This is a genomic window from Flavimaricola marinus, assembly GCF_900184895.1.
GTDB lineage: Bacteria > Pseudomonadota > Alphaproteobacteria > Rhodobacterales > Rhodobacteraceae > Flavimaricola > Flavimaricola marinus.
Genome location: NZ_FXZK01000007.1, coordinates 140,441 through 163,026 on the forward strand (window position 1 = coordinate 140,441; position 22,586 = coordinate 163,026).

Genomic DNA, 22,586 nt, shown 5'->3' on the forward strand with positions numbered 1-22,586 from the left:
CACACGATGAACGTCGTCGCACACACTTCAACAGAGCCGTTTATCCGGGTCGCGGAAGTCTGGGTTCCGAAAGGCGAACGGCTGGTCTGTTCGGCCGGGGACTACAACGGGCTCGACGGCTTCGAGGCGGCATCGCGCAAGACCAGCTTTGCCAAGGGCGAAGGCTTGCCCGGCAAGGCATGGTCCGAGGCGCGGCCGGTCGTGCTCAAATCCTTCGATGGATCTTATTTTCAGCGGACCGAGGCCGCCAAGGAGGCCGGGCTGACCGCCGCCGTCGCGATCCCGGTCTTTGCCGAGGCGACGCTGCTGGCCGTGCTGGTCGTGCTGTGCGGCGACGATGCGGTGCGGACCGGCGCGATCGAGGTCTGGACCACGGACGCCGACGACATGCTGACGCTGGACGACGGCTACTACGGCGCGGCGGAAGAGTTCGAATTTGTCTCGCGGCACACGCATTTCCCGCGTGGGCAAGGCCTGCCCGGAGGGGTCTGGGCCTCTGACACGCCGATCCTGATGCGGGATCTGGGGGCGGGGTACAAATTCATCCGGGCCTCTGCGGCGGGCAAGGCCGGGCTGACGACCGGGATCGGGTTTCCCGTCCCCGTGCCGGGAGGCTCGCCCTACATCCTGACGCTGCTGTCCGCGCTGGGCACGCCGATCGCGCGCCGGTTCGAGATCTGGGACGCGCGGGCCGCGCGCATGGGTAAATCCGGCAATGCCGTCCTGATCGACGGGGTTTGCGAACGGGCGGGCGCCTTGTGGAAGGACGACGGCGACGGGCTGAACAGCGACGCACCGACCGCCAGCCCGTGGAAAGGCGTGATCGGTCAGGTTCTGGGCACCGGGCTGCCGGTCGTCGCTCGGAAAAACGTCGGTTTGCCTGAAGGTTACAACGCCTTTGTCGGCCTGCCCATTCATCGCGGCGGCGGGCTGTCCCATGTCGTCGCATGGTATATCTGAGAGGATCGACACAATGACAAAACAGAAACTTGTGGTGATCGGGGCGGGCATGGCCTCCGGCCGTATGCTGGAAACCCTGTCCGATCTGGCGCCCGGCGCGTGGGACGTGACCCTGTTCAACGCCGAGCCGCGCGGAAACTACAACCGGATCATGCTGTCGCCGGTGCTGTCGGGCGAGAAATCCTATAGCGAGATCGTGACCCACGACGCCGAATGGTATGAGGCTCACGGCGTCACCTGCCGGTTCGGCGAAAAGGTCACGGCCATCGATCTGGCCGGGAAAACCGTCACCGGGGAAAACGGGGCGGTCGCGTATGACAAGCTGGTGATCGCCAGCGGCTCGACCCCCTTCATCGTGCCGATGCCCGGTCACGATCTGGAAGGGGTCATCGCCTACCGGGATCTCGAAGACACCAACCGGATGATCGACGTCGCGGGCAATCCCGATGCCAAGGTGGTGGTGATCGGCGGCGGGCTTCTTGGGCTCGAAGCCGCCGCGGGGCTGCGGCTGCGCGGTGTGGATGTCACCGTCGTGCATCTCAACTCGCACCTGATGGAGCGGCAACTGGACGAGGCCGCGGGCTATCTGCTGCGGCGGGCGCTGATCGACAAGGGGATCACGGTCAGATGCAGTGCCAATTCCAAGGAAATCCTGGGCAAGGACGGCAAGGTCCGCGCGCTGCTGCTCGATGACGGCACGGAATTGCCGTGCGACCTTCTGGTGATGGCCGTGGGCATCCGTCCGAACGTGGCGCTGGCACGGGACAGTGGGCTTGCCGTGGGCCGGGGCATCCATGTCGACGACCAGATGCTCACCTCCGATGCCGACGTTCTGGCGGTGGGCGAATGTGTCGAACATGACGGGGCCGTTTTCGGGCTCGTGGCGCCGCTCTACGATCAGGCCGCGGTCGCCGCCAAGACCCTGACCGGGCAAAGCGCGTGCTTCGTTCAAAAGGAGCTTTCGACGAAACTCAAGGTGACGGGGTGCGATCTGTTCAGCGCGGGCGATTTCGCCGAAGGCGACGGGCGCGAGGACATCGTCTTTCGGGATCCGGCGCGCGGCGTCTACAAACGGCTGGTGATCGAGAACGACGTGGTGATCGGGGCCGTGTTCTACGGCGACACCACCGACAGCAGCTGGTTCTTCGGGCTGATCCGGGACAAGACCGACATCTCGCAGATGCGGGATACGCTGATCTTCGGCCCCAACATGCAGGGGGCCTCCGTGGACCCCATGCAAGCCGTTGCAGCCTTGCCGGCTGACGCAGAAATCTGTGGTTGCAACGGCGTGTGTAAAGGCCGGATCGTGGAGGCCATCGAAGCCGGCGCCACCACCCTGAGCGAGGTTCGCGCGCAGACCAAGGCCAGCGGCTCCTGCGGGACATGCACCGGACTGGTGGAACAGGTGATGGCCGTCAGCCTCGGCGACGCCTTCAAGATGCCCGCCACGGCGGCGGTTTGCGGCTGCACCGACCTGTCTCACGAGGATGTTCGGCGGCTGATCAAGAGCCAGGAGCTCAAGTCGCAGGATGCGGTCTGGCAAGAGCTGGGCTGGTCGACACCCAACGGCTGTCACGTCTGCCGGCCGGCGATCAACTACTACCTCCTGGCGGATTGGCCGCTGGAGTATCGGGACGATCCGCAAAGCCGGTTCGTGAACGAACGCAATCATGCCAACATCCAGAAGGACGGCACCTACTCCGTCGTGCCGCGGATGTGGGGCGGGATCACCACGGCCGACGAACTGCGGGCCATCGCCGATGCCGCCGATAAATACAACGTCCCTACGGTCAAGGTCACCGGCGGTCAACGGATCGATCTCTTGGGGGTGCGCAAGGAGGATCTGCCGGCCATCTGGTATGACCTGAACAAGGCCGGCATGGTGTCCGGCCACGCCTACTCCAAGGGGCTGCGGACCGTAAAGACCTGTGTCGGCAAGGACCATTGCCGCTTCGGAACGCAGGACAGCACCGGGCTCGGCATCAAGCTGGAAAAGCTGCTCTGGGGTTCCTGGACGCCGCACAAGGTCAAGCTGGGGGTGTCGGGCTGTCCGCGCAACTGTGCCGAGGCCACCTGCAAGGATGTGGGGATCGTCTGCGTCGATTCAGGCTACGAAGTGTCCGTCGGCGGCGCCGCGGGCATGGACGTGCGGGAAACCGAATTGCTGGGCAAGGTCGCGACAGAGGCGGAAGCGATCGCGCTGACCACCGCCTTCATCCAGCTCTACCGCGAGAATGCGAAGTATCTGGACCGGGGCTACAAGTGGGTGGCCAAGGTCGGCCTCGATTGGGTCAAATCGCAGGTGGTGGATGATCTGGAAAACCGGGCCGCCCTGATCGCGCGGTTCGACCTGTCGCAGACGGTCTACCGCAAGGACCCCTGGGCCGAACACGCGGCGCAGGCCGAGACCTATCAACCCCTCGCCGATCTGACATTGGAGGCCGCGCAATGAGCTGGATAGATGTGGGCCATATCGACGACATACCGCTGCGCGGCGCGCGGGTGGTCAAGACCATGCAAGGCTGCGTGGCCCTGTTTCGAACCGGGCCGGACGAGGTCTTCGCCGCCTCCGATCGCTGTCCGCACAAGGGCGGGCCGCTGAGTGAGGGGATCATTCACGGACGGCAAGTGACCTGCCCGCTGCACAATTGGGTCTTTTCGCTGGAAACCGGGTCCGCCCAAGGCGCCGACAACGGCCAGATCCAGACCTATCCTCTGCGGCTCGAGGCAGGACGGCTGCTGCTGGACGGCGATGCCCTCTCCAAAAGGACCGCGGCCTGATGGACCGGACCAAAGCGGACGCGGTCCGCTCCACCTGCCCGTATTGCGGGGTCGGCTGCGGGGTGCTGCTGCGGGCCACCGGCGATGGTGGCCTCGACGTGCAGGGGGATCCGGATCATCCCGCCAACTTCGGGCGGCTGTGCTCCAAGGGGCTGGCCTTGGGGGAAACGGTCGGGGTCGAGGACCGGCTGCTCGATCCGATGGTCCACGGCGGCGTGGCCGATTGGGACGACGCGCTGCAACTGGTGGCGGACAGGTTCTCTCGGACCATCGCCGATCACGGCCCCGGCAGCGTCGCGCTCTATGTCTCCGGTCAGATGCTCACCGAAGACTACTATGTCGCCAACAAGCTCGCCAAAGGCTTCATGGGAACGGCGAATATCGACACCAATTCAAGGCTTTGCATGGCTTCGACCGTGGCAGGGCACAAACGGGCATTCGGCAGCGACACGGTTCCGGGCACCTACGAAGACCTCGAACTGGCCGACCTCATCGTTCTGACCGGGTCCAATCTGGCATGGTGCCACCCGGTCCTGTATCAGCGCATCCTCGCCGCCCGGTCCAGACGGCCGGAGATGAAGATCGTGGTGATCGATCCGCGGCGCACGGCAAGCTGTGACGGGGCAGACCTGCATCTGGCACTGGAGCCGGGCAGCGACGTCGCCCTGTTCAACCACCTGCTCGCGCAGATCGACAGGCAGGGCGCGATGGACCGGGCCTTTCTGGCCGCCCACGTCGACGGTGTGGCAGAGGCGGTGGCCGCGGCCCATGCCAGCGACGTGTCGATCACCGGCCTGTCCGAGGCAGATCTCGCCCGGTTCGTGGCGCTCTGGATCGGCAGCGAAAAGGTGGTCACGGTGTTCAGCCAAGGGGTCAACCAATCCACCTCCGGCGCGGACAAGGTCAATGCGATCCTGAATTGCCACCTCGCCACGGGGCGGATCGGCAAACCGGGCTGCGGCCCGTTTTCCGTGACCGGACAACCCAACGCCATGGGCGGGCGCGAGGTCGGCGGGCTGGCCAATATGCTGGCCTGCCATCTCGATCTCGAAAACCCCGATCACCGGCAGGCGGTGCGCCAGTTCTGGGATGCGCCGCAGATGCCGGAAACCGCTGGGCTGAAAGCGGTGGACATGTTCCGAGCTGTCGGTCGGGGCGAGATCAAGGCGCTGTGGATCATCCACACCAACCCCGCCGTTTCGATGCCCGACAGCACCGCCATCGCCGCGGCCATATCGGGCTGCGACTTTACGGTGGTGTCCGACATCACGGGGCAGACCGATACCGCGCGGCTGGCCGACGTGCTGCTGCCTGCGACCGCCTGGGCGGAAAAGGACGGCACCGTCACCAATTCCGACCGCACGATCAGCCGGCAGAGAGGGCTCTTGCCGGCACCCGGACGCGCCCGGCCCGATTGGGCGATCCTGGCAGAGGTCGGACGGCGGATGGGATGGACCACGGCCTTCGACTACGACAACCCCGCCCAGATATTTCGCGAACATGCGGCCCTGTCCGGCATCGCAGGTGGCTTCGGGCGCGACTTCGACATCTCCGGCATGGCCGACATCTCGGATGCGGACTATGCGACCTGCAAGCCCTTTCGCTGGCCCTACGCGGCGCGGAAAGGCGGGCGGTTCTTTGCCGAGGGCGGCTTCTTCACGGCCAACGGCAAGGCGCGGATGCTGCCGTTGCAGCCCCGCGGTCTGGCCGCTCCCGCCACGGTCGACCTGCCTTACCGGCTGAATACGGGGCGGACCCGGGATCAGTGGCACACGATGACGCGCAGCGGCAAATCGGTCCGGCTCGCCGCCCATCTGGCGGAACCGTTTCTGGAAATCCACCCCGGCGACGCCCAGAGGATCGGCGTCGATCCGGCCGGGCTGGTGCGGGTCCACAATCAACATGGCAGCGCCATCCTGCGGGCGCTGATCACCGATCGGGTCCGGCCCGGACAGTGCTTCGCCCCGATCCACTGGACCAAGCAAACCGCCCCCAGCGGGGTCATCGACTGCCTTGTGCCCGGCGCGGTCGATCCGGTCTCGGGTCAGCCCGAGAGCAAGGCTGCAGCGGTCATGATCGACCGCTTTCCGGCGCGTTGGTATGGCTTTGCGGTCTCGCGCAGCGGGATCGACCCCGACTGCGACTATTGGGCCAGAACACCGACGGCCAAGGGCTGGAGATGCGAACTGGCCGGGCTGGAGACACCGGACAACTGGGAAGACGCCGCACGCAGGCTGTTCGGGCAGACGCAGGGCAGCATGCAGACGCTGGAGGACAAGCAAGGCGGCAGCTTCCGGGCCGTTCTGTTCGGTGACAGGGGGCTGGAAGCCGCCCTGTTCGTCTCCGCCAAACCGGTCGCCGTTATGCGCGACTACCTCGCAGGGCTTCCGGACAGCGCGATCACCGGGCGCACCCCCGTCGATCAGGTCGATCCCGGCCCGACGATCTGTGCCTGCTTCGGGGTCGGGCTGAACACCATCCTGTCCGCGATCGACAGCCGGCAATTGCAGAGCGTCGAGGCGATCGGCGCGGCGCTTCAGGCCGGCACCAACTGCGGCTCCTGCCGGCCCGAACTGGCGGGGCTCCTGGCCAGCAGCCAAAACCGGGAGGCGGCGGAATGACACTGGCCCCCTACGTGCAAATCCTCGGGCGCGGACCGGGGCGGTCGCGGTCGCTGACGATGGACGAGGCATCGGCGGCGATGAAGGTGATCCTCTCGGGCACGGCGGCCCCCGAAGCGGTCGGGGCGCTGCTGATGCTCATGCGGATGAAGGGCGAGACGGCGGCAGAACTCGCAGGCTTCGTGCAGGCGGCACGGCAGGATTGCCGCTGGACCGGGATCGGCCCCGCGCTGGACTGGCCCTGCTACGCGGCCGGGCGGACGCGGGGATTGCCCTGGTTCCTGCTCAGCGCAAAACTCGTCGCGCAAGCGGGATTTCCCGTCGTCCTGCACGGCTGGAATACGGCGCAGGACAGCATCGCGGATGTGCGGCAAGGCTGCGCGGCACTGGGCATCGAGATGACCGGCTCCGCCAGCGCCACGGCGGCGGCACTTGGCAGCGAGGGCATCACCTATGTGCCGCTCGAAGCGGCGTCGCCACGGCTCTACGGGCTGCTGCGCCTGCGCGACGTGCTGGGGCTGAGATCGTGCATCAATACGGTTCTGCGGCTGCTCAATCCGTTCGACGCGGCCAGCTCGGTCCAAGGGGTCTTTCACCCCTCCTACCGCGAGGCGCAGGCCGATGCCTGCACCCTGCTGGGGCAGCCAAATCTGACCGTCATCAAGGGCGGCGGCGGCGAATTCGAACGGCATCCGAGCAAAGACGTGCAGGCCTTCGGCCTCCGCGACGGGCTGCCTTGGCAGGCATCCTTCGACGCGACCTATCCGCAGGTCCGGCGGCTGGCCGACGGGCAAGAGGCCGTGGCAGACCTCACGGCGCTCTGGTCCGGGCGGATCGAGGACGATTTCGCCCGCGCGGTCATTCTGGGCACCGCGGCGCTTGCCTTGCACACGCTCGGCGTGGCCGAGCCCGACCGCCTCGCCCAAGACCTCTGGACCAGCCGCAATCGCGCACAGGCCGCATAAAGGAAAACCGATGCAGAGTTTCCCGATGTTCATCAAGACGACCGGCCGGCGGGTAATCATCGCGGGCGGTGGCGAACAGGCCGCGCAAAAGGCCCGGTTGATGCTGAAGACCGATGCGCAAATCGTGATCCTTGCCGAGGAGCTGGATGCCGAGCTGCAAGACCTCGTCGCGAGTGGCAAGGCCACCAACCGCCGCGGGGCGATCACAACGGCCAGCTTTGCCGGCGCGGCCATGGTCTTCGTCGGAACCGGCTGTCCGGCAATCGACACCAGCCTTCATGCCATCGCCAAGGCCGCCGGCGCGCCGGTCAATGTCGTCGATCAACCGGAGCTCTGTGATCTGACGACGCCGTCGCTTGTCGACCGTGATCCCGTCGTGGTCGCGATCGGAACGGAAGGAACCGCCCCGGTTCTGGCACGGGCCATCAAGACACAGGTCGAACAACTGCTCGATCCCCGGCTCGGCTCCTACGCCGCGCTCGCGGGGCGGATGCGTGCAGCGGTGACGCGGCACATTCCGCGCAAGGACCGGCGCGCCTTCTGGAACTGGGCCTTCAAGGGCGCGCCGTGGGACGCGCACAAGCGCGGCGCAGAGCGCGAGGCCGCCAGATTGCTCAAGGACGCGATCGTGGCCGGCACGGTCCCCACCGGGGCCACGCAGGGCAGCATCGCGCTCGTCGGCGCCGGGCCGGGTGCGCGCGACCTGCTGACGCTGCGCGCGGTCGAACGGCTGCAAGAGGCCGACATCATCTTCTATGACCGGCTGGTCGATGCCGAGGTTCTGGAACTGGCGCGGCGGGACGCCGAACGGGTCTTCGTCGGCAAGGTCGTCGGCGCAAGCGCCTGGCCGCAAGAGCGCATCTGCGAAATCATCGTGGCCGCCGCCAGACAGGGCAAGCGCGTCGTGCGGCTCAAATCCGGCGATCCGATGGTGTTTGGACGCGCCGCCGAGGAACTCGAGGCCGCCCGGAAGGCAAACATCCCCGTCGAGGTCGTGCCGGGTGTCACCGCCGCAAGTGCCGCCTCTGCCGCGCTGCAACGTCCGCTGACCGTGCGCGGCGAAACCGACAAGGTCGTCTTCTGCACCGGTCAGACCCGGCCCGGCGACGATCCCCCCGACTGGAGCACGCTGGCGCAGGCCGGCACGACGCTTGCCTTCTACATGGGAATGGCGCGGTCCGCCGACATATCTCAGGCGCTTCAGGCCGGCGGCGTGCCGGTAGATACGGCCGTGACCGTCGCCGCCAATGTCTCCAAACCGGGCCAGACGATCATCGAAACGACCCTCGGTGCGTTGCATCGCGACATTGCCGCTCACCGGATCGAAGGCTCCGGCATCGTCCTGATCAGCCTGCCAAAGATTCCCGCGGCCGCCCGGCTGGCGCATCTGGTGCCGGACCTGCACTACGAGCCCTGCGCCTGAACCGGGCGCAGCTTCGACTTCGACGCCCCTCCCCCGGCACGCGGCGTCGGACGTCGGCCTCACAGGCCATATGTTCGCTCGGACAGGGGCGACGTCGCCAACTCGGCATCGAGCATCTCGATCAGCCTGCGTTCGGCGGGGTTCAGGCTGCGCTTGGGGTTGGTCAGCAGGTGAATGTCCACCGCCGGCAAGGACTTGAACGGCGGCACCTGCCAGAGCAGACCGGATTGCACGTCCTTCCGGGCGACATGAACGGGCAAGGTGCCGATCCCGATATTGGCCACGATCATCCGGCGGACTTCCGGCAGGTTCGACGACAGGCCCCTCGGCTCCGGGCGCATCCCCAGCCGCCTGCGCAGCTGCGCCACGGCGGCAAGCGGCCCCTCCAGCTCGTCGGTCTGAAACGACACCACGTTCTCGTCCTTCAGCTCGGCCGGATCAATGTCGTCGCGGCCATACAGACGATGCGCCGGTCCGCAGAAAAAGCCGAAGAATTCGCGATACAGGATCCGGGCGTCCAGCCCCGCAGGCGGCTGCTGAAACAGGCAGACGCCCAGACTGACCCTGTTTTGCTGAAGACGTGCGACGACCTCCGCGCTTTCCATCGTCGAGATGGTATAGCTCACCCGCGGATACAGGGCGTTGAAGCGGTGCAAGACCGCGTCGAAATGGGCCGAGACGACATGGCTGGCCAGAGCGATGCTGACATGGCCGCTCACGTCCTCTTCAAGCCCGCCGAGCAAATCGGGAAGCTGTGCGACGGCGCCGAAAATGGCGCTGGCCTCGTCATAGAGCAGACGGCCCCACGGCGTGACGCTGAAATGCTTGGGCGATCGGTTGACGAGCCTGTGGCCGGTGACGTCCTCCAACCGCTTGAGCGCGGCGCTGATGGTGGGCTGTTTCAGGCCCAGAAACCGGGCGGCAGGGGTGATCCCGCCCTCGTCGACCACGACCATGAAGGTGCGCAACAGGTTCCAGTCGAGCGTCCATGGAAAGCGTTGTTCATAGGGCTTTAACATAGATTTCATCGATCATTATGATTGGTGCTATTTGTTTGCCCTATCGCATGTGCTGGTGCAACATCCCGCTCGCGGCCACGCCTTGCGTGGCGCATCCATGGTTGCCGGACAGTCGATGGCCTTCGGCATGGCGTCCGTTCCAGTCGCTGAAAGCGTTTCCAGATGAGCAAGCTCTTCTACCAGACCAAATCGCCGCGCCCGATGCTCGACCGGGCCGACGGCATCTACATGTGGGACACCTCCGGGAAACGCTACATCGACGGATCGTCCGGCGCGATGGTCAGCAACATCGGGCATGGCAATCCGGCCGTCCTGAGCGCCATGCAGGCGCAGATGGCGCAATCGACCTTCGGCTACCGGCTGCACTTCCAGACCGAACCCAGCGAGGCGCTGGCCGAAAAGATCACCAGCCTGACGCCCGAGGGGCTCGACCGGGTGTTCTTTGTCTCCGGCGGGTCCGAAGCCGTCGAAAGCGCGCTCAAGTTCGCCCGGCAATACGCGCTCACCCAAGGTGAGGCGCAACGCTTCAAGGTGATCTCGCGCTATCCCAGCTATCACGGCGCAACACTCGGGGCGCTGGCGATCACCGGCTATGCGCCGATGACCGCACCATTCGATCCGATGATGCAGGCGATGCCGAAGATCCCCGCGCCGCGGGCCTATCTCGACGGGCTGGACATCGACGATCCGGCCACGGGCCGGCACTACGCCGACATGCTGGAGGCCAAGATCCTCGAGGAAGGACCGGACACCATTCTCGCCTTTATCGTCGAGCCGATCGGCGGCGCCTCGACCGGCGCCCTGGTGCCGCCTGCGGGCTACATGCAACGTATCCGCGAAATCTGCGACCAATACGGGGTGCTTCTGATGCACGACGAGGTGATGACAGGCGGCGGCCGCACCGGGCGGTTCTTCGGGGCCGAGCATTGGGACGTGACCCCCGATATCATCGCCCTCTCCAAGGGGTTCGGGGCGGGATACGTCCCGCTCGGGGCGATGATCGCACGGACCGATATGGTCGAGGCGGTGCTCGGGGCGGGCGGCTTCATCCACGGCTACACCTATGCCGGCAATCCGCTCGCCTGTGCTGCCGGGCTGGCCGTGCTGAACGAGATCGAAGCGAACGGGCTGACACAGAACGCCGCCCAGATGGGCGACGCCCTGCACGCGCGGCTGCAATCGCTGATGCAACGCTACCCGTTGATCGGAGACGTGCGCGGCAAGGGGCTACTGCTGGCGTTCGAGCTGATGGCCGACCGAGGCACCAAGGAACCCCTGCCCGCCGAGTTCAACGCCCACAGCCGGCTGGTCGACATCGCCTACGAGAACGGTCTGATCATCTACTCACGGCGCACGCGGGGCGGCATCTCCGGGGATCACTTCCTCGTCTGCCCGCCAATGATCGTGACCGAGGCACAACTCGACGAGATCGCCGAGATTCTCGACCGGTCTATGCAACAGCTCATGTCGGAATTGCCCGCAGGCTGCGTCGCGGCGTCGTGAAACGAGGGGAAGCCATGTCCAAGATCATCATCACCTGTGCCATCACAGGCTCGATCCATACCCCGTCGATGTCGCCGCATCTGCCGATCACCGCAGACGAGATCACCGCCCAATCGCTTGGCGCAGCCGAGGCCGGGGCCGCGATCCTGCACCTGCACGCCCGCGACCCGAACGACGGTCGGCCATCGGCGCGGCCCAAGCATTTCCGGCCTTTCCTGGCGCGGATCAAGCAAAACAGCGACGCGGTGATAAACCTCACCACCGGCGGCAGCGCCACGATGACGCTGGACGACAGGCTCGCCGCGCCGCTCGAGGTCGAGCCCGAGATGTGCTCGCTCAACATGGGATCGATGAATTTCGCGCTCTACCCGGCGGCCGCGCGGATCACCGACTGGAAATACGATTGGGAAAAGCCGTTCCTCGAAGGCTCCGACGATCTGGTGTTCAAGAACACCCCGCGCGACATGGCCCGCATCCTCACGCAGATGGGGCAAGAGCGGGGGGCGCGGTTCGAGTTCGAATGCTACGACGTCAGCCATCTCTACATGCTGCGGCACTTCGTGGATCGGGGCATGGTCAAGGCTCCGCTGTTCATCCAGTTCGTCTTCGGGGTGCTGGGCGGGATCGGGGCCGATCCGGAAAACCTGACGCATCTCAAAGGGATCGCCGACAAGCTCTTCGGTGACAGCTACATGTTCTCGGTGCTCGCCGCCGGACGGCACCAGATGCCGATGATCACCATGGCGGCGGCCATGGGCGGGCATGTCCGCGTCGGTCTCGAAGACAGCCTGATGATCGCGCGCGGGCAACTGGCCAGGACGAACGCCGAACAGGTCGCCAAGATCCGCAGGATCGTCGAGGATCTGGGGCGCGAGGTCGCCACTCCGGCCGACGCCCGCCAAATGCTCGGCCTCAAAGGCAGCGACAAGACCGCGATCTGATCTCCCTGCCCCGCCACAGCCCCCGGAAAGGCAAACGATGAAAGCCATCCTCGATCCGCGCCAGTCCGCGCACGACCCAAAGCACTTCCTCGCCAATGGCAAGCTCTTGCCCAATCCCGAGCAACCCGAGCGGATCAACGTCTTGCGGGCTGGCGCCGAGGCCGCTGGATGCGTCTTCGAGGCACCAGAGGATGCAGGGCTGGGGCCGATCGCCGCGCTGCATTCAGCGGAATATCTGGTGTTCCTGCAAATGATCTACACCCGGTGGCAACGGATCAAGGACGCGGGCGATGAGGTGATCCCGAACATCCACCCCGCCAACCGCAGCGACAGCTATCCGAAATCCGCCGCCGGACAGGCCGGGTTCCATCAGGCCGACGGCGCCTGCCCCATCGCCTCCGGCACGTGGGAGGCGGCCTATTGGTCCGCCCAGACCGCCGTGACCGGGGCCGACGCCCTCCTGACGGGCGGCAACGCCGCCTACGCGCTCTGCAGGCCACCCGGGCACCACGCCTTCGGCGATCTGGCGGGGGGCTTCTGCTTTCTGAACAACGCAGGCATCGCGGCAGAGCGGCTGCGCGCCGGAGGGCTGCGGCCCGCGATCCTCGATATCGACCTGCACCACGGCAACGGCACCCAAGGGATCTTCTACGAGCGGAGCGACGTGCTGACCGTCTCGATTCACGCCGATCCGGCGCGGTTCTACCCGTTCTTCTGGGGGCACGCCCATGAACGCGGCGCCGGGGCCGGTCTGGGCTCCAACCTCAACCTGCCACTGGTGCGGGGCACCAACGACGACGACTACCTCGCCACGCTGGATACGGCGCTGGCGCGGGTGCGGGCCTTCGGGGCCGACGCCGTCGTCATCGCCCTCGGGCTCGACGCCTATATCGACGATCCGTTCAAGGGGCTGGCCATCACCACCCCCGGCTTTGCCCGGATCGGCGCGGCCATCGGCGGGCTGGGGCTGCCCACGCTCTTCGTGCAGGAAGGCCGCTATCTGTGCGACGCCCTGGGGGACAACCTGACCAGCTTGCTGAGCGGCTTTCAGGATCGCTGAGCCGGGCGCCGGGGCCGGCACGCCTCGGCGCTCCTCACGGGATGGCTTGTCCCCGCCCGCCAGTCAGGGCAGACAGGCGCGGCAGGGGCGCTTGGCTCGACAGACCAGCGGCCCGCTCATCCCCCCTCTCCCGGCGCGAACCGGACAAGCAACAGGACACAGATCATGAGCACGATCACACGCATGCACAGCGGCCCCAGAATGAGCCAGATCGTCACCCACAACGGGATCGTCTATCTGGCCGGACAGGTCGGAAACCCCAAGGACGACGTCACCCAGCAGACCAAGACCTGCCTCGAACAGGTCGACGCGCTTCTGGCCGAAGCCGGATCGGACAAGACCCGCATCCTGCAAGCGGTGATCTGGCTGGCGGACATGTCCGACTTCGGCGCGATGAACGCGGTCTGGGACGCTTGGGTGCCAGAGGGGCACACCCCTGCCCGCGCCTGCGGCGAGGCGAAACTGGCGGCGCCGGAATATCTGGTGGAATTCATCATCACCGCAGCGCAGAACTGACACGACGCCGGAGGGCGGCCTACAGACGCCCTCCGGCAGCCCATAGGTCGGCCCATAGGTCGGCCCATCGGTCGGCCTATCAGGTCAGCCGGTCGGCAAGGTCACGGGGGCCGCAGCACCGGCGTCGGGGGCAACACGATCATCGCTGAATTGCGCCAGAATCCGCGAGATCTGGGCGCGCATCCACTGGTGCGAGGCCTTGTGGGTCATCCGGGTGTGCCAGATCATCGTCAGATAGTTGGTCTCGATCGGCAAGGGTATCGGGTGCATCGTGATCTTGCCTTCCCACTTGCGGGCCAAGGCAAACTGCTTGGGCAGATACCCGATCAACCCGCCATCCGCGACCGCGCCATAGACGCCGGTAAAGGTCGGCAGACTGACGACCACGCGGCGCGCGCGACCGATCTTGGCCAAGGCCTCGTCGATCTGGGTCGACATGCTCGGGTCCGGGGCGAAATGGGCATGATCCAGATCACAATAGAGATCGACCGGAATCGGATCGCCGTCCCCGATGCCCGCGCGCCTCAGTCGGGGATGGTCGACCGGCGCACAGGTGATGAAGTCTGATGTGATCAGATCCTGCCACGTCAGGCGGGCCGGAGTGTCCATCCGGGGCCAGAACACCAGATCGATGTCGAAATTCTCGACCGCGTCGAGCGTCGACATGAACACCAGATCCACCAGTTGCAGCGTGATACCCGGAGCGTCGCGGCGCAACTGGGCCAGAAGCCTCGGAAACAGCAACTCGGAAAAGAAATCGGAGCCGGACATACGGAATGTCATCTGCGCCTTTGCGGGGTCAAACTCCGCCGGGCCGTCCAGAACGGCGTCGATCAACGCTAGCGCCTCCTGAAGGGGGCCCTGCAACGACAGGGCAAAATGCGTCGGCGCCAGGCGCTGGCCCTCGCGGACGAACAGCGGGTCGTTCAACTGGCCGCGCAGGCGGGACAGAGCCGCGCTGACGGCCGGTTGCGACAGGCCGATACGAGCGCCCGCGGCCGTCGTCGTGCCTTCGCGCAGCATCGCGTCGAGCACTTTGAGAAGGTTCAGATCAAAGCCAGATAAATTCATGGTGTTTATGATTATGATATAAATAATCGATTTTGCATATGGCCAATCCTGTGCGACCGTCGAGGCCCATCGTCAGAGAAACCGGCAAAAACACCCGTGTGCGGGACCGGGACCGGCATGTCTGACGCATTTGAAAGGAGCATATTATGAAGGACACAAAGGACGAAATTTACTGGCAAGGGGTCAGCTACCGAACGATCCTGTCCAGTGCGGCGACAGGAGGGGCGATGTCGATCACCGACAGCGTCTCACCGCCCCGGTCCGGGCCACCGCGACATATCCACGCCAACGAAGACGAGGTCTTCGTCGTGCTCTCGGGCGAGATCGACTACTGGCTCGACGGCGAGACCGGGCGTGTCGGGCCGGGCGAGACGCTGTTCATCCCGCGCGGCAAGGAACACACCTTTCAGGTGCCGGGCGATCAGCCCTGCCGCCATCTGGTGATCCTCACCCCCGGCGGGTTCGAGACCTTCTTCGCCGAAATGGCGGAAGGGCAATTCGCGATCCCCACCGACATGGAAGCGATCAACGAAAGCGCACAACGGCATGGGCTGACCTTCACCGGTCCGCCACTGGAGGTCCAATGAAAGGCATCGCATTCTGGTTCTACGGCCTGGCCGTATTGTTCGTGACAGCTGGCATGATCTGGGGGATCCAGATGGCTGCAAGCGGCGATCACACGCTGCTGTCGGCACATGCGCACCTCAATCTCGTCGGCTGGGTCACCTTCGCGCTGATCGGCGTCTACTATCACCTCGTGCCCGCCGCGGCGCAGACCACGCTGGCCAAGGCGCACCTCGGCTTGGCGGTGCTCGGGGTCGTGCTCATGGTGCCGGGGATCGCCATCGCCGTCTCCGGCGGGTCCGAAGGCATGGCCATCGCGGGCTCCATGCTGACGCTGGCGGCCATGCTGATCTTTGTCTGGACGGTCTGGAAGTCCGGATTGTCGGCCGGCTAGACCACGGCGCGACACAGATCACAGAGCGCCCTTCGGTTGCCGCACGGCACCGACGGGCGCTCCTTCTCGCGGCACCGGCACGCCACGGCGGGGTCGAAACCGCACGGTTCGCACCCCCGATTGGCAGCGAACCACGCCGCTTTGCTCAGTGACGGGCAATAAGGGTCGTGCTTTTTCCGGCTGGATGTGTACTGCTGCGTTGCAGCAACGGATTTAGACGGAGTTCGCTATGACCGGCACAGTGATCACAATCGCCCAGCAAAAGGGTGGCAGCGGCAAAACCACTCTGACAGTGAATCTGGCGGTCGGCTTGGTCAAGCTGGGGCATCGGGTCGCCATCATCGACACCGATCCGCAAGGCAGCCTCGGACGCTGGTTCATGACCCGGCACGCGGCGATGGAGGACGCCGGGATGGAATTTTCCACCGCCTCCGCCTGGGGGGTCGACTACGAGGCGGGCAAACTGGCCGCCACCTGCGATTTCGTGCTGGTCGACACGCCGCCAAAGGCCGACAGCGATCTGCGGCCCGCGCTGCGCAAGGCCGATCTGGTGCTCGTGCCCATCGCCACCAGCCATGTCGATCTCTGGGCGACCGAAAGCGTGCTCGACCTCGCGCGGCGGGCCAACACGCCGACCATGCTGGTGCTGAACAGAACCCGTGCGGGCACGAAACTGGGCGTCGAAGTCGCCGAGGAAGCCGCCAAGATCGACGCCATTCTGGCCAAGACGACGCTGGCCAACCGGATTCTCTACGCCGAGACGCTAGGGCGCGGGCAAGGCGTGCAGGATGCCGTCGCCAAAGGGCCGGCCGCCACGGAAGTCGCAGCACTCACAGAGGAAATTCTGGCGAACATTCCAGAGTGAACGCGCGAGTGAACGCGCTTTCAAGGCGGGATCGGCGCAGGGGTCAGCCCGTGCTGGCGGGCAGGCCGGCCGCCTCGAAATAGCGGGCGACGCATCTGAGGATATGACCCTCGATCAGGGCACCGGGCGTCGTCGGGATCTCACCGAACTCCAGCCCCATGAACGCCTGCGATACAAGGGTCTGCGGCAGCGGATGCGCGCCCAGATTGGCCGTCAGCTTCGACAGGGCCGCGGCGACCGCCGGATCGGTCCAGTAATAGCGAATGCGATCACTGTAGCTGAACATCTGCAAGCGCGCCACATCGGCCTCGGAACCGGAATAGTAGTCTTTCCAGTGCCGCGGCTCATCGCTCATGCGCTCGGTCAGAACCTGCGTCATCCGCGACGGCTCCGCGATCTGCAACTGGCTCTCGATCTGGGCCAAGGCGACGACCGCCTCGCGAAAGCGGAACGTCAGCTCCGGTCCGACCTTGAGAAAGAAGAAATGGCTCCGCACCAATGACGCCAGCGCCGATGTCGGCTGATAATCGGTCGAATGCGCCTCGAACGTCAGGCCGGGCTGAGACAGGATCGCATCGCTCAGCGGTTTGGCCTTTTCAGGAACGAACGGATAGATCGAGGTGTGGCCGAAATCGACGCCGGGCTGGGTGACCACCGAAACGATGCGGCCCCAAGCCTCCTGCAAGCCCCGAGCCTCGAACGCCGCGCGATGGGTCTCGATCGTGTCATACAGGCGGTCCACCGAGGTGACATCCAGCGCAGCAGGCTCCTCGGTCTCGCCGCCGGGGATCGGCACCTCGGTGCCGATGATATAAATCAGGTCGGCCGGGTTCGGAGCGTGTGCCTCTGCCACGGCACACAGATCGGCCGCACGCTCTGCGATCTGGGCAAAGCTCGGGTTCGGCTCGCCGCCACAAGCCATGCTCGCATCGAGGTGGATCTTGCGAAATCCGGCCTGCACATAGCTCTTCACCAGCTCGCGGGCCTTCTGCATGGCCACGTCGACTGGCTCCGACCGCCACGGATTGGGGCCAAGGTGATCGCCGCCCAGAATGAGCTGATCCATCGGCACGCCGGCCTCTTCGGCCATGCCGCGGAGCCACGCCATGAAATCGGCGGCCGTCATGCCGGTATAGCCGCCCTCTTGGTTCACCTGATTGCAGGTCGCCTCGATCACGGTGGGCAGGCCGGTCGTCTTGGCATAGGCCAGAATGGCGCGCAGCACATGTTCGTTCGCCGTGCAGAAACACGGCAGGCCGACCGGCTCTCCGCTGCGGTTCCGGTTGATCAGATCCTCGACGACAGTCATGGCAAAGGTCCACTTCGTTGCTTCAGAAACGCGGCGATCTCGGCCGGGCTGGAATTGCCCTCCATCGGTCCGCGCCGGGTCACCGCCATGGCTCCGGCGGCATTGGCCTGCTCACCGGCGGTGCGCAGCGAGGCACCTTGTGCCAGAAGTCCGACGAATGTGCCACCAAAGCAATCGCCCGCCCCCGTCGGGTCGACCTCCTCGACGGAATGGCCTGCAAAATCATGGCGTTCGCCCCGGCCCACGACGGTCGCCCCGGCCGCGCCGCGCTTGATCACGATCACCTCGACCTTGGCGCCCAGCAGATGCTCGATGGCGGCCGCTTCGGACAGATCCGGGAACATGAACGCCAGATCGCTGGTGCTGGGCATCAGACAGGTGCAGCAGGCCATCACCTCGTCCAACACGGCCCGGACGGCAGCGTCGCGCATCAGATCCGGGCGCGAGTTGGGATCGAGGCTGATCCGGCCACCGGCGGCCGCAACCTCGCGCACCGTCGCCATGATCATCCCGCGCATCGCGGCATTGCCCAGCGACGCGGCAGAGACGTGCAGAAACGTCTCGGCGGGCACGAGAAGCCCCTGCGGCACGGCAAAATGGTCCGAGGCGGTGCCCGTCAGGTGAAAGATGAAATCGCGACTGCCGTCGTCATAGTACGACACGAAGGCGACGCCGGTGGTGCGGGCCTCGTTGACCGTGATGCCCCGGGTGCCGACGCCGTCGGCCTGTAACCGGGCGATGACGGAGCGGCCAAAGCCGTCAGCACCGACGCCTCCGATCATCTCGGTCGCGGCGCCCATGCGGGCGGCCTGATCCAGAAAGATCGCCGGCGCACCGCTGGGATAAGGGCCGGAATAGTCCGCGATTTCCGTCAAACCGCAGTTGCGACGATGCGAGACGAACTCCACGAGGATCTCGCCGATAGTCGCGATCGTGCACCTGCTGCCCATGGCTCCCCCCACCCAAATTCGAGGCGAAACCCCGTAAACTTTGTAAAGAGAAATTCTTTCCATCCGTCAAGTTTAAACTTTCCGCGCGTCAAAAAATTTGATAGGACAAATACGAGGAAGACCCCCCTTTGGACGGAGAAAACACAGCATGGCCGAGCAAAAAGTTCAGACGATGGAAGACTTCGCGCTGGCCAGCGGGATCTCTCGCCCGACAGTGTCGAAGTACTTCAACGACCCCGACAGCGTGCGCAGCTCCACACGGCAACGGATCGAGGCAGCACTGGCCAAGTTCAACTACACGCCCAACCTGTTCGCGGTGAACCAGAACCGCAAGCAGACCCGCAACATCGGCGTCATCGTCCCTTACCTCGCGGACCCGTTCTTTGCCGAAATGGCGCGCCTGATCGAGCGGCGCTGCATCGACGCGGGATACTGGCCGATCCTGTTCAGCTCGCACGGTCAGCGGCAGATGGAGATCAATGCGCTTGAGACGCTCCGCTCGCTTAGACCGGCCGGCGCGCTGATCGCGCCATTGGGGCGGGCATCCGATCTGGAGGTGATGCGCAAATTCGCCGAAGACGTGCCCACAGTGGCCTTCGACAGCAACCAGGATATCGGCGATGCCTTTGTAGGATCAGACAATTTTCAAAGTATCGCCCTCATCGTGGACTATCTCTGCCGCACCGGTGAGCCGCCCTGTTTCTTTGAAATGCCGCCCGTAAACCCCAACGCCATGAAGCGCCGCGCCGCCTATATCCAAGCGATGGAACGCGCCGGACAGACCCCGGAGATCATCCGCGTCGGTGGCCAATCCTGGGAATTCGAGGCGATGGGGCTGGAGGAAGGCAAGCGCCTGATCGCCGAGCGAAAGCTGCCGACAAACACCGTCCTATGCAGCAACGACCGCATCGCGATCGGCCTGCTTGCCGCCGCGTATCAGAGCGGGCTCAGGGTGGGGCGCGGCGAGGGCTGTGCCCTTCGGATTGCCGGCCACGACGACCACCCTTGGGCGCAGTTCACCTGCCCGCCGCTCACCACGGTCAGCCAGAATTACTCGGCCATCGTCGAGCGCAGCGTCGAGAAACTGTTCGATCTGATGAGCTCCGGCGTCAAAAGCGAATCGCGGGAAGAGATACTTTTCGACGGCCAATTGATCCTTCGATCATCTGCGTAATCCGCAAGGGACTGTTCCCTAACGGAAATCCTCAAAACTTTACGCGCGACAAATTATCAATTGACTCGAGACGGTGATCGGATAGTGATTAGGGTGCTAAAACATCGCATCCAGGGAGGAATAGGGATGAAACTCACGACCGCACTTTGCGGCGCAACTGCGCTCGCGACCATGGCCGCAACCGGCGCATTTGCCGATGGCCATGCCACCACGATCACCATCGCGACAGTGAACAACGGTGACATGATTACCATGCAGAGCCTGATGGGCGACTTCAACGAGAAGCACCCCGACATCAACGTCGAGTGGGTCACCCTCGAAGAGAACGTCCTGCGTCAGAACCTGACCACCGACATCTCGACCGGCGGCGGCGCATACGACGTCCTGACGATCGGCACCTACGAAGTTCCGATCTGGGGCAACAACGGCTGGCTCGTGTCCTTGAACGACCTGCCCGCCGAATACGAGGTCGACGACCTGATCCCCGCGATCCGTGGCGGTCTGTCCGTCGATGGCGAACTCTACGCCGCGCCGTTCTACGGTGAATCGTCGTTCACCATGTACCGCACCGACCTGATGGAAGCAGCCGGTCTGGAAATGCCGGAAGCCCCGACCTGGGAATTCATCCGCGAAGCAGCGGCCGCAATGACCGACCGTGACAACGAGATCAACGGCATCTGCGCCCGCGGCAAGGCCGGCTGGGGCGAGAACATGGCGCTTCTGACCGCCATGTCGAACTCCTTCGGCGCACGTTGGTTCGACGAAGACTGGCAGGCACAGTTCGATAGCGAAGCATGGTCGAATACGCTCAACTTCTATCTCGACATGATGGAAGAATCCGGCCCCGCCGGCGCCGCCAACAACGGCTTCAACGAAAACCTGACCCTGTTCCAACAGGGCAAGTGCGGCATCTGGATCGACGCCACATCCGCAGGTCAGTTCGTTGTGAACGACGACTCCACCGTGGCCGATCAGGTCGGTTTCGCTCTGGCACCCGACACGGGTCTGGGCAAGCGCGGCAACTGGCTCTGGGCATGGTCCTTGGCGATCCCGACATCGTCGCAGAACCAGGACGCCGCCAAGACGTTCATCAACTGGGCAACCGGTCCCGAGTATTCCGCGCTCGTCGCAGAAGCCAAAGGCTGGGTCGCTGTTCCTCCGGGTACACGCACGTCCCTGTATGAGAACGACAACTACCTCAACGCGGCACCGTTCGCTGCGATGACGGTTGAGTCGATGGGCACGGCCGATCCGACCAACCCGACGGTCGATCCGGTCCCCTACACAGGCGTGCAGTTCGTCGCGATCCCCGAGTTCGCCGGTATCGCAACTCAGGTCGGACAGCAGTTCGCTTCGGCACTGGCCGGTCAGCAGACCGCAGAAGAGGCGCTCGCAAACGCCCAAGAGCTGACGCTCGATGAAATGGACGCCGCCGGCTACTAAGCCCGCGTTCGATCCAACAGGCGGCGCGCAGGGTCGCGCCGCCTGACCACCCTGCCCCGATCCCGGACAACCGCCCCGCGCGACGCCCCATGACGGGCGTGTCAGCGCCGGCCGTCACTGGCCCTCTTTAGTCGACAGGAGCGTTCTCATGGCAACAGCGCATTCAAAATCCGCCGCCCGATGGATGATTGCCCCCGCCGTATTCGTCTTGCTGGTCTGGATGCTCGTTCCACTCTGCATGACGTTATACTTCTCATTCGCCGACTATCGGCCGCTGCGTGGCACGTTCGAGCCGTGGATCGGCTTCGACAACTACGTCAGGTTCTTCAGCTCGTCCGCCTTCCTGTCCGCCGTCGGAACGACGCTCTGGATGGTGACCGGGATCCTGTCGATCACGATCATCGGAGGGGTGCTGATGGCGCTCCTGCTGGATCGGCCGATCTTCGGGCAAGGGATCGTGCGAATTCTGGTGATCGCGCCCTTCTTTGTCATGCCAACCGTTTCAGCGTTGGTCTGGAAGAACATGTTCTTCAACGTGGACAACGGGTTGTTTTCCTACCTTTTCAAAGGGCTCGGGATGCAACCCTATGATTTCCTGAGCCAGGCTCCCTTGTTCTCCATCGTGGTGATCGTGGCGTGGCAATGGCTGCCCTTTGCGACGCTGATCCTGCTGACGGCCGTGCAATCGCTCGACAGCGAACAGCTCGAAGCCTCGGAAATGGACGGCGCACCTGCTCTGTCGCGGTTCCGGTTCATCATCCTGCCGCACCTGAGCCGGGCGATCACAGTCGTGATCCTGATCCAGACGATCTTTCTTTTGTCGATCTTCGCCGAGATTTTCGTGACAACCAACGGCGCATTCGGAACCCGGACCCTGACCTATCTCGTCTACCAGCGTGTGCTGGAAAGCCAGAACGTCGGACTTGGGTCTGCCGGGGGCATCGTGGCCGTCATCCTTGCCAACATTATCGCGATCTTCCTTATGCGGATCGTCGGTAAGAACCTCGATAGCTGAGGGGGAGACTGA

General features: G+C 64.9%; 20 protein-coding genes. 16 read left to right on the top strand and 4 right to left on the bottom strand.

Annotated elements, in window-relative coordinates; all coding sequences use genetic code 11:
- Positions 1 to 6 precede the first annotated feature (6 nt).
- From LOM8899_RS16535 to cysG, 6 genes are read left to right on the top strand one after another with little or no spacing between them, the layout of a single operon-like run.
- Positions 7 to 960: a GAF domain-containing protein gene (locus tag LOM8899_RS16535; protein ID WP_093993352.1), complete on the top strand. Its 954-nt coding sequence runs from the start codon at positions 7 to 9 to the stop codon at positions 958 to 960.
- 13 nt (positions 961 to 973) lie between these two features.
- Complete coding sequence (gene nirB / locus LOM8899_RS16540) at positions 974 to 3,412, top strand: nitrite reductase large subunit NirB (RefSeq protein ID WP_093993353.1); 2,439 nt, start codon at positions 974 to 976, stop codon at positions 3,410 to 3,412.
- Positions 3,409 to 3,741 carry a nitrite reductase small subunit NirD gene (gene nirD / locus LOM8899_RS16545; RefSeq protein WP_093993354.1) on the top strand — a complete coding sequence of 111 codons (333 nt, stop codon included), beginning with the start codon at positions 3,409 to 3,411 and terminating at the stop codon, positions 3,739 to 3,741. Before nirB ends, nirD begins: the two co-directional genes overlap by 4 nt.
- Complete coding sequence (locus tag LOM8899_RS16550) at positions 3,741 to 6,362, top strand: nitrate reductase (RefSeq protein WP_093993355.1); 2,622 nt, start codon at positions 3,741 to 3,743, stop codon at positions 6,360 to 6,362. Before nirD ends, LOM8899_RS16550 begins: the two co-directional genes overlap by 1 nt.
- A complete protein-coding gene (locus LOM8899_RS16555) occupies positions 6,359 to 7,327 on the top strand; it encodes a glycosyl transferase family protein (RefSeq protein ID WP_093993356.1) in 969 nt (322 codons plus the stop codon). The genes LOM8899_RS16550 and LOM8899_RS16555 overlap by 4 nt, the downstream gene beginning before the upstream one ends.
- Before the next feature lie 10 nt (positions 7,328 to 7,337).
- Entirely contained in the window at positions 7,338 to 8,750 is a 1,413-nt protein-coding gene (gene cysG / locus LOM8899_RS16560; RefSeq protein ID WP_093993357.1) for a siroheme synthase CysG, read from the top strand.
- Between the two features lie 59 nt (positions 8,751 to 8,809).
- On the opposite strand, the gene LOM8899_RS16565 is transcribed toward cysG, so the two are convergent.
- On the bottom strand, positions 8,810 to 9,769 hold the full coding sequence (locus LOM8899_RS16565; RefSeq protein WP_093993358.1) for a LysR family transcriptional regulator: 960 nt from the start codon (positions 9,767 to 9,769) through the stop codon (positions 8,810 to 8,812).
- Between the two features lie 162 nt (positions 9,770 to 9,931).
- Here LOM8899_RS16565 and LOM8899_RS16570 point away from each other — a divergent pair, with 162 nt between their 5' ends.
- The 4 genes from LOM8899_RS16570 (at position 9,932) to LOM8899_RS16585 (ending at position 13,789) form a co-directional block, all read left to right on the top strand.
- Complete coding sequence (locus LOM8899_RS16570; RefSeq protein ID WP_093993359.1) at positions 9,932 to 11,272, top strand: aminotransferase family protein; 1,341 nt, start codon at positions 9,932 to 9,934, stop codon at positions 11,270 to 11,272.
- Between the two features lie 14 nt (positions 11,273 to 11,286).
- The gene (kce, locus tag LOM8899_RS16575; RefSeq protein WP_093993404.1) at positions 11,287 to 12,213 is read left to right on the top strand and encodes a 3,5-dioxohexanoate:acetyl-CoA acetone transferase; all 927 of its coding nucleotides are present in this window, start codon (positions 11,287 to 11,289) and stop codon (positions 12,211 to 12,213) included.
- A gap of 37 nt (positions 12,214 to 12,250) precedes the next feature.
- The gene (locus LOM8899_RS16580; protein ID WP_093993360.1) at positions 12,251 to 13,273 is read left to right on the top strand and encodes a histone deacetylase family protein; all 1,023 of its coding nucleotides are present in this window, start codon (positions 12,251 to 12,253) and stop codon (positions 13,271 to 13,273) included.
- Between the two features lie 165 nt (positions 13,274 to 13,438).
- The gene (locus LOM8899_RS16585) at positions 13,439 to 13,789 is read left to right on the top strand and encodes a RidA family protein (RefSeq protein ID WP_093993361.1); all 351 of its coding nucleotides are present in this window, start codon (positions 13,439 to 13,441) and stop codon (positions 13,787 to 13,789) included.
- Between the two features lie 84 nt (positions 13,790 to 13,873).
- Here the strand turns inward: LOM8899_RS16585 and LOM8899_RS16590 are convergent, their stop codons facing one another.
- Positions 13,874 to 14,860: a LysR family transcriptional regulator gene (locus LOM8899_RS16590; protein WP_093993362.1), complete on the bottom strand. Its 987-nt coding sequence runs from the start codon at positions 14,858 to 14,860 to the stop codon at positions 13,874 to 13,876.
- Positions 14,861 to 15,006: 146 nt separating this feature from the next.
- On the opposite strand from LOM8899_RS16590, the gene LOM8899_RS16595 reads away from it, so the two are divergent.
- From LOM8899_RS16595 to parA, 3 genes are all read left to right on the top strand, one after another.
- Positions 15,007 to 15,447, top strand: coding sequence for a cupin domain-containing protein (locus LOM8899_RS16595; protein ID WP_093993363.1), 441 nt, complete (start codon positions 15,007 to 15,009; stop codon positions 15,445 to 15,447).
- Positions 15,444 to 15,818 (top strand): hypothetical protein, encoded by a 375-nt coding sequence (locus LOM8899_RS16600; RefSeq protein ID WP_093993364.1) that lies wholly within the window; start codon positions 15,444 to 15,446, stop codon positions 15,816 to 15,818. Before LOM8899_RS16595 ends, LOM8899_RS16600 begins: the two co-directional genes overlap by 4 nt.
- Before the next feature lie 229 nt (positions 15,819 to 16,047).
- Positions 16,048 to 16,683, top strand: a complete 636-nt coding sequence (gene parA / locus LOM8899_RS16605) for a ParA family partition ATPase (RefSeq protein ID WP_093993365.1) — start codon at positions 16,048 to 16,050, stop codon at positions 16,681 to 16,683.
- 43 nt (positions 16,684 to 16,726) lie between these two features.
- Here the strand turns inward: parA and LOM8899_RS16610 are convergent, their stop codons facing one another.
- Both LOM8899_RS16610 and LOM8899_RS16615 read right to left on the bottom strand, forming a co-directional pair.
- Complete coding sequence (locus LOM8899_RS16610; RefSeq protein WP_093993366.1) at positions 16,727 to 17,992, bottom strand: class II D-tagatose-bisphosphate aldolase, non-catalytic subunit; 1,266 nt, start codon at positions 17,990 to 17,992, stop codon at positions 16,727 to 16,729.
- Positions 17,989 to 18,942, bottom strand: coding sequence for a carbohydrate kinase family protein (locus LOM8899_RS16615; RefSeq protein WP_168770572.1), 954 nt, complete (start codon positions 18,940 to 18,942; stop codon positions 17,989 to 17,991). The genes LOM8899_RS16610 and LOM8899_RS16615 overlap by 4 nt, the downstream gene beginning before the upstream one ends.
- A gap of 148 nt (positions 18,943 to 19,090) precedes the next feature.
- On the opposite strand from LOM8899_RS16615, the gene LOM8899_RS16620 reads away from it, so the two are divergent.
- The 3 genes from LOM8899_RS16620 (at position 19,091) to LOM8899_RS16630 (ending at position 22,574) form a co-directional block, all read left to right on the top strand.
- A complete protein-coding gene (locus LOM8899_RS16620; RefSeq protein ID WP_093993368.1) occupies positions 19,091 to 20,116 on the top strand; it encodes a LacI family DNA-binding transcriptional regulator in 1,026 nt (341 codons plus the stop codon).
- A gap of 126 nt (positions 20,117 to 20,242) precedes the next feature.
- Positions 20,243 to 21,559, top strand: a complete 1,317-nt coding sequence (locus LOM8899_RS16625; RefSeq protein WP_093993369.1) for an ABC transporter substrate-binding protein — start codon at positions 20,243 to 20,245, stop codon at positions 21,557 to 21,559.
- Between the two features lie 148 nt (positions 21,560 to 21,707).
- Positions 21,708 to 22,574, top strand: a complete 867-nt coding sequence (locus LOM8899_RS16630) for a carbohydrate ABC transporter permease (RefSeq protein ID WP_093993370.1) — start codon at positions 21,708 to 21,710, stop codon at positions 22,572 to 22,574.
- Positions 22,575 to 22,586: the final 12 nt, after the last annotated feature.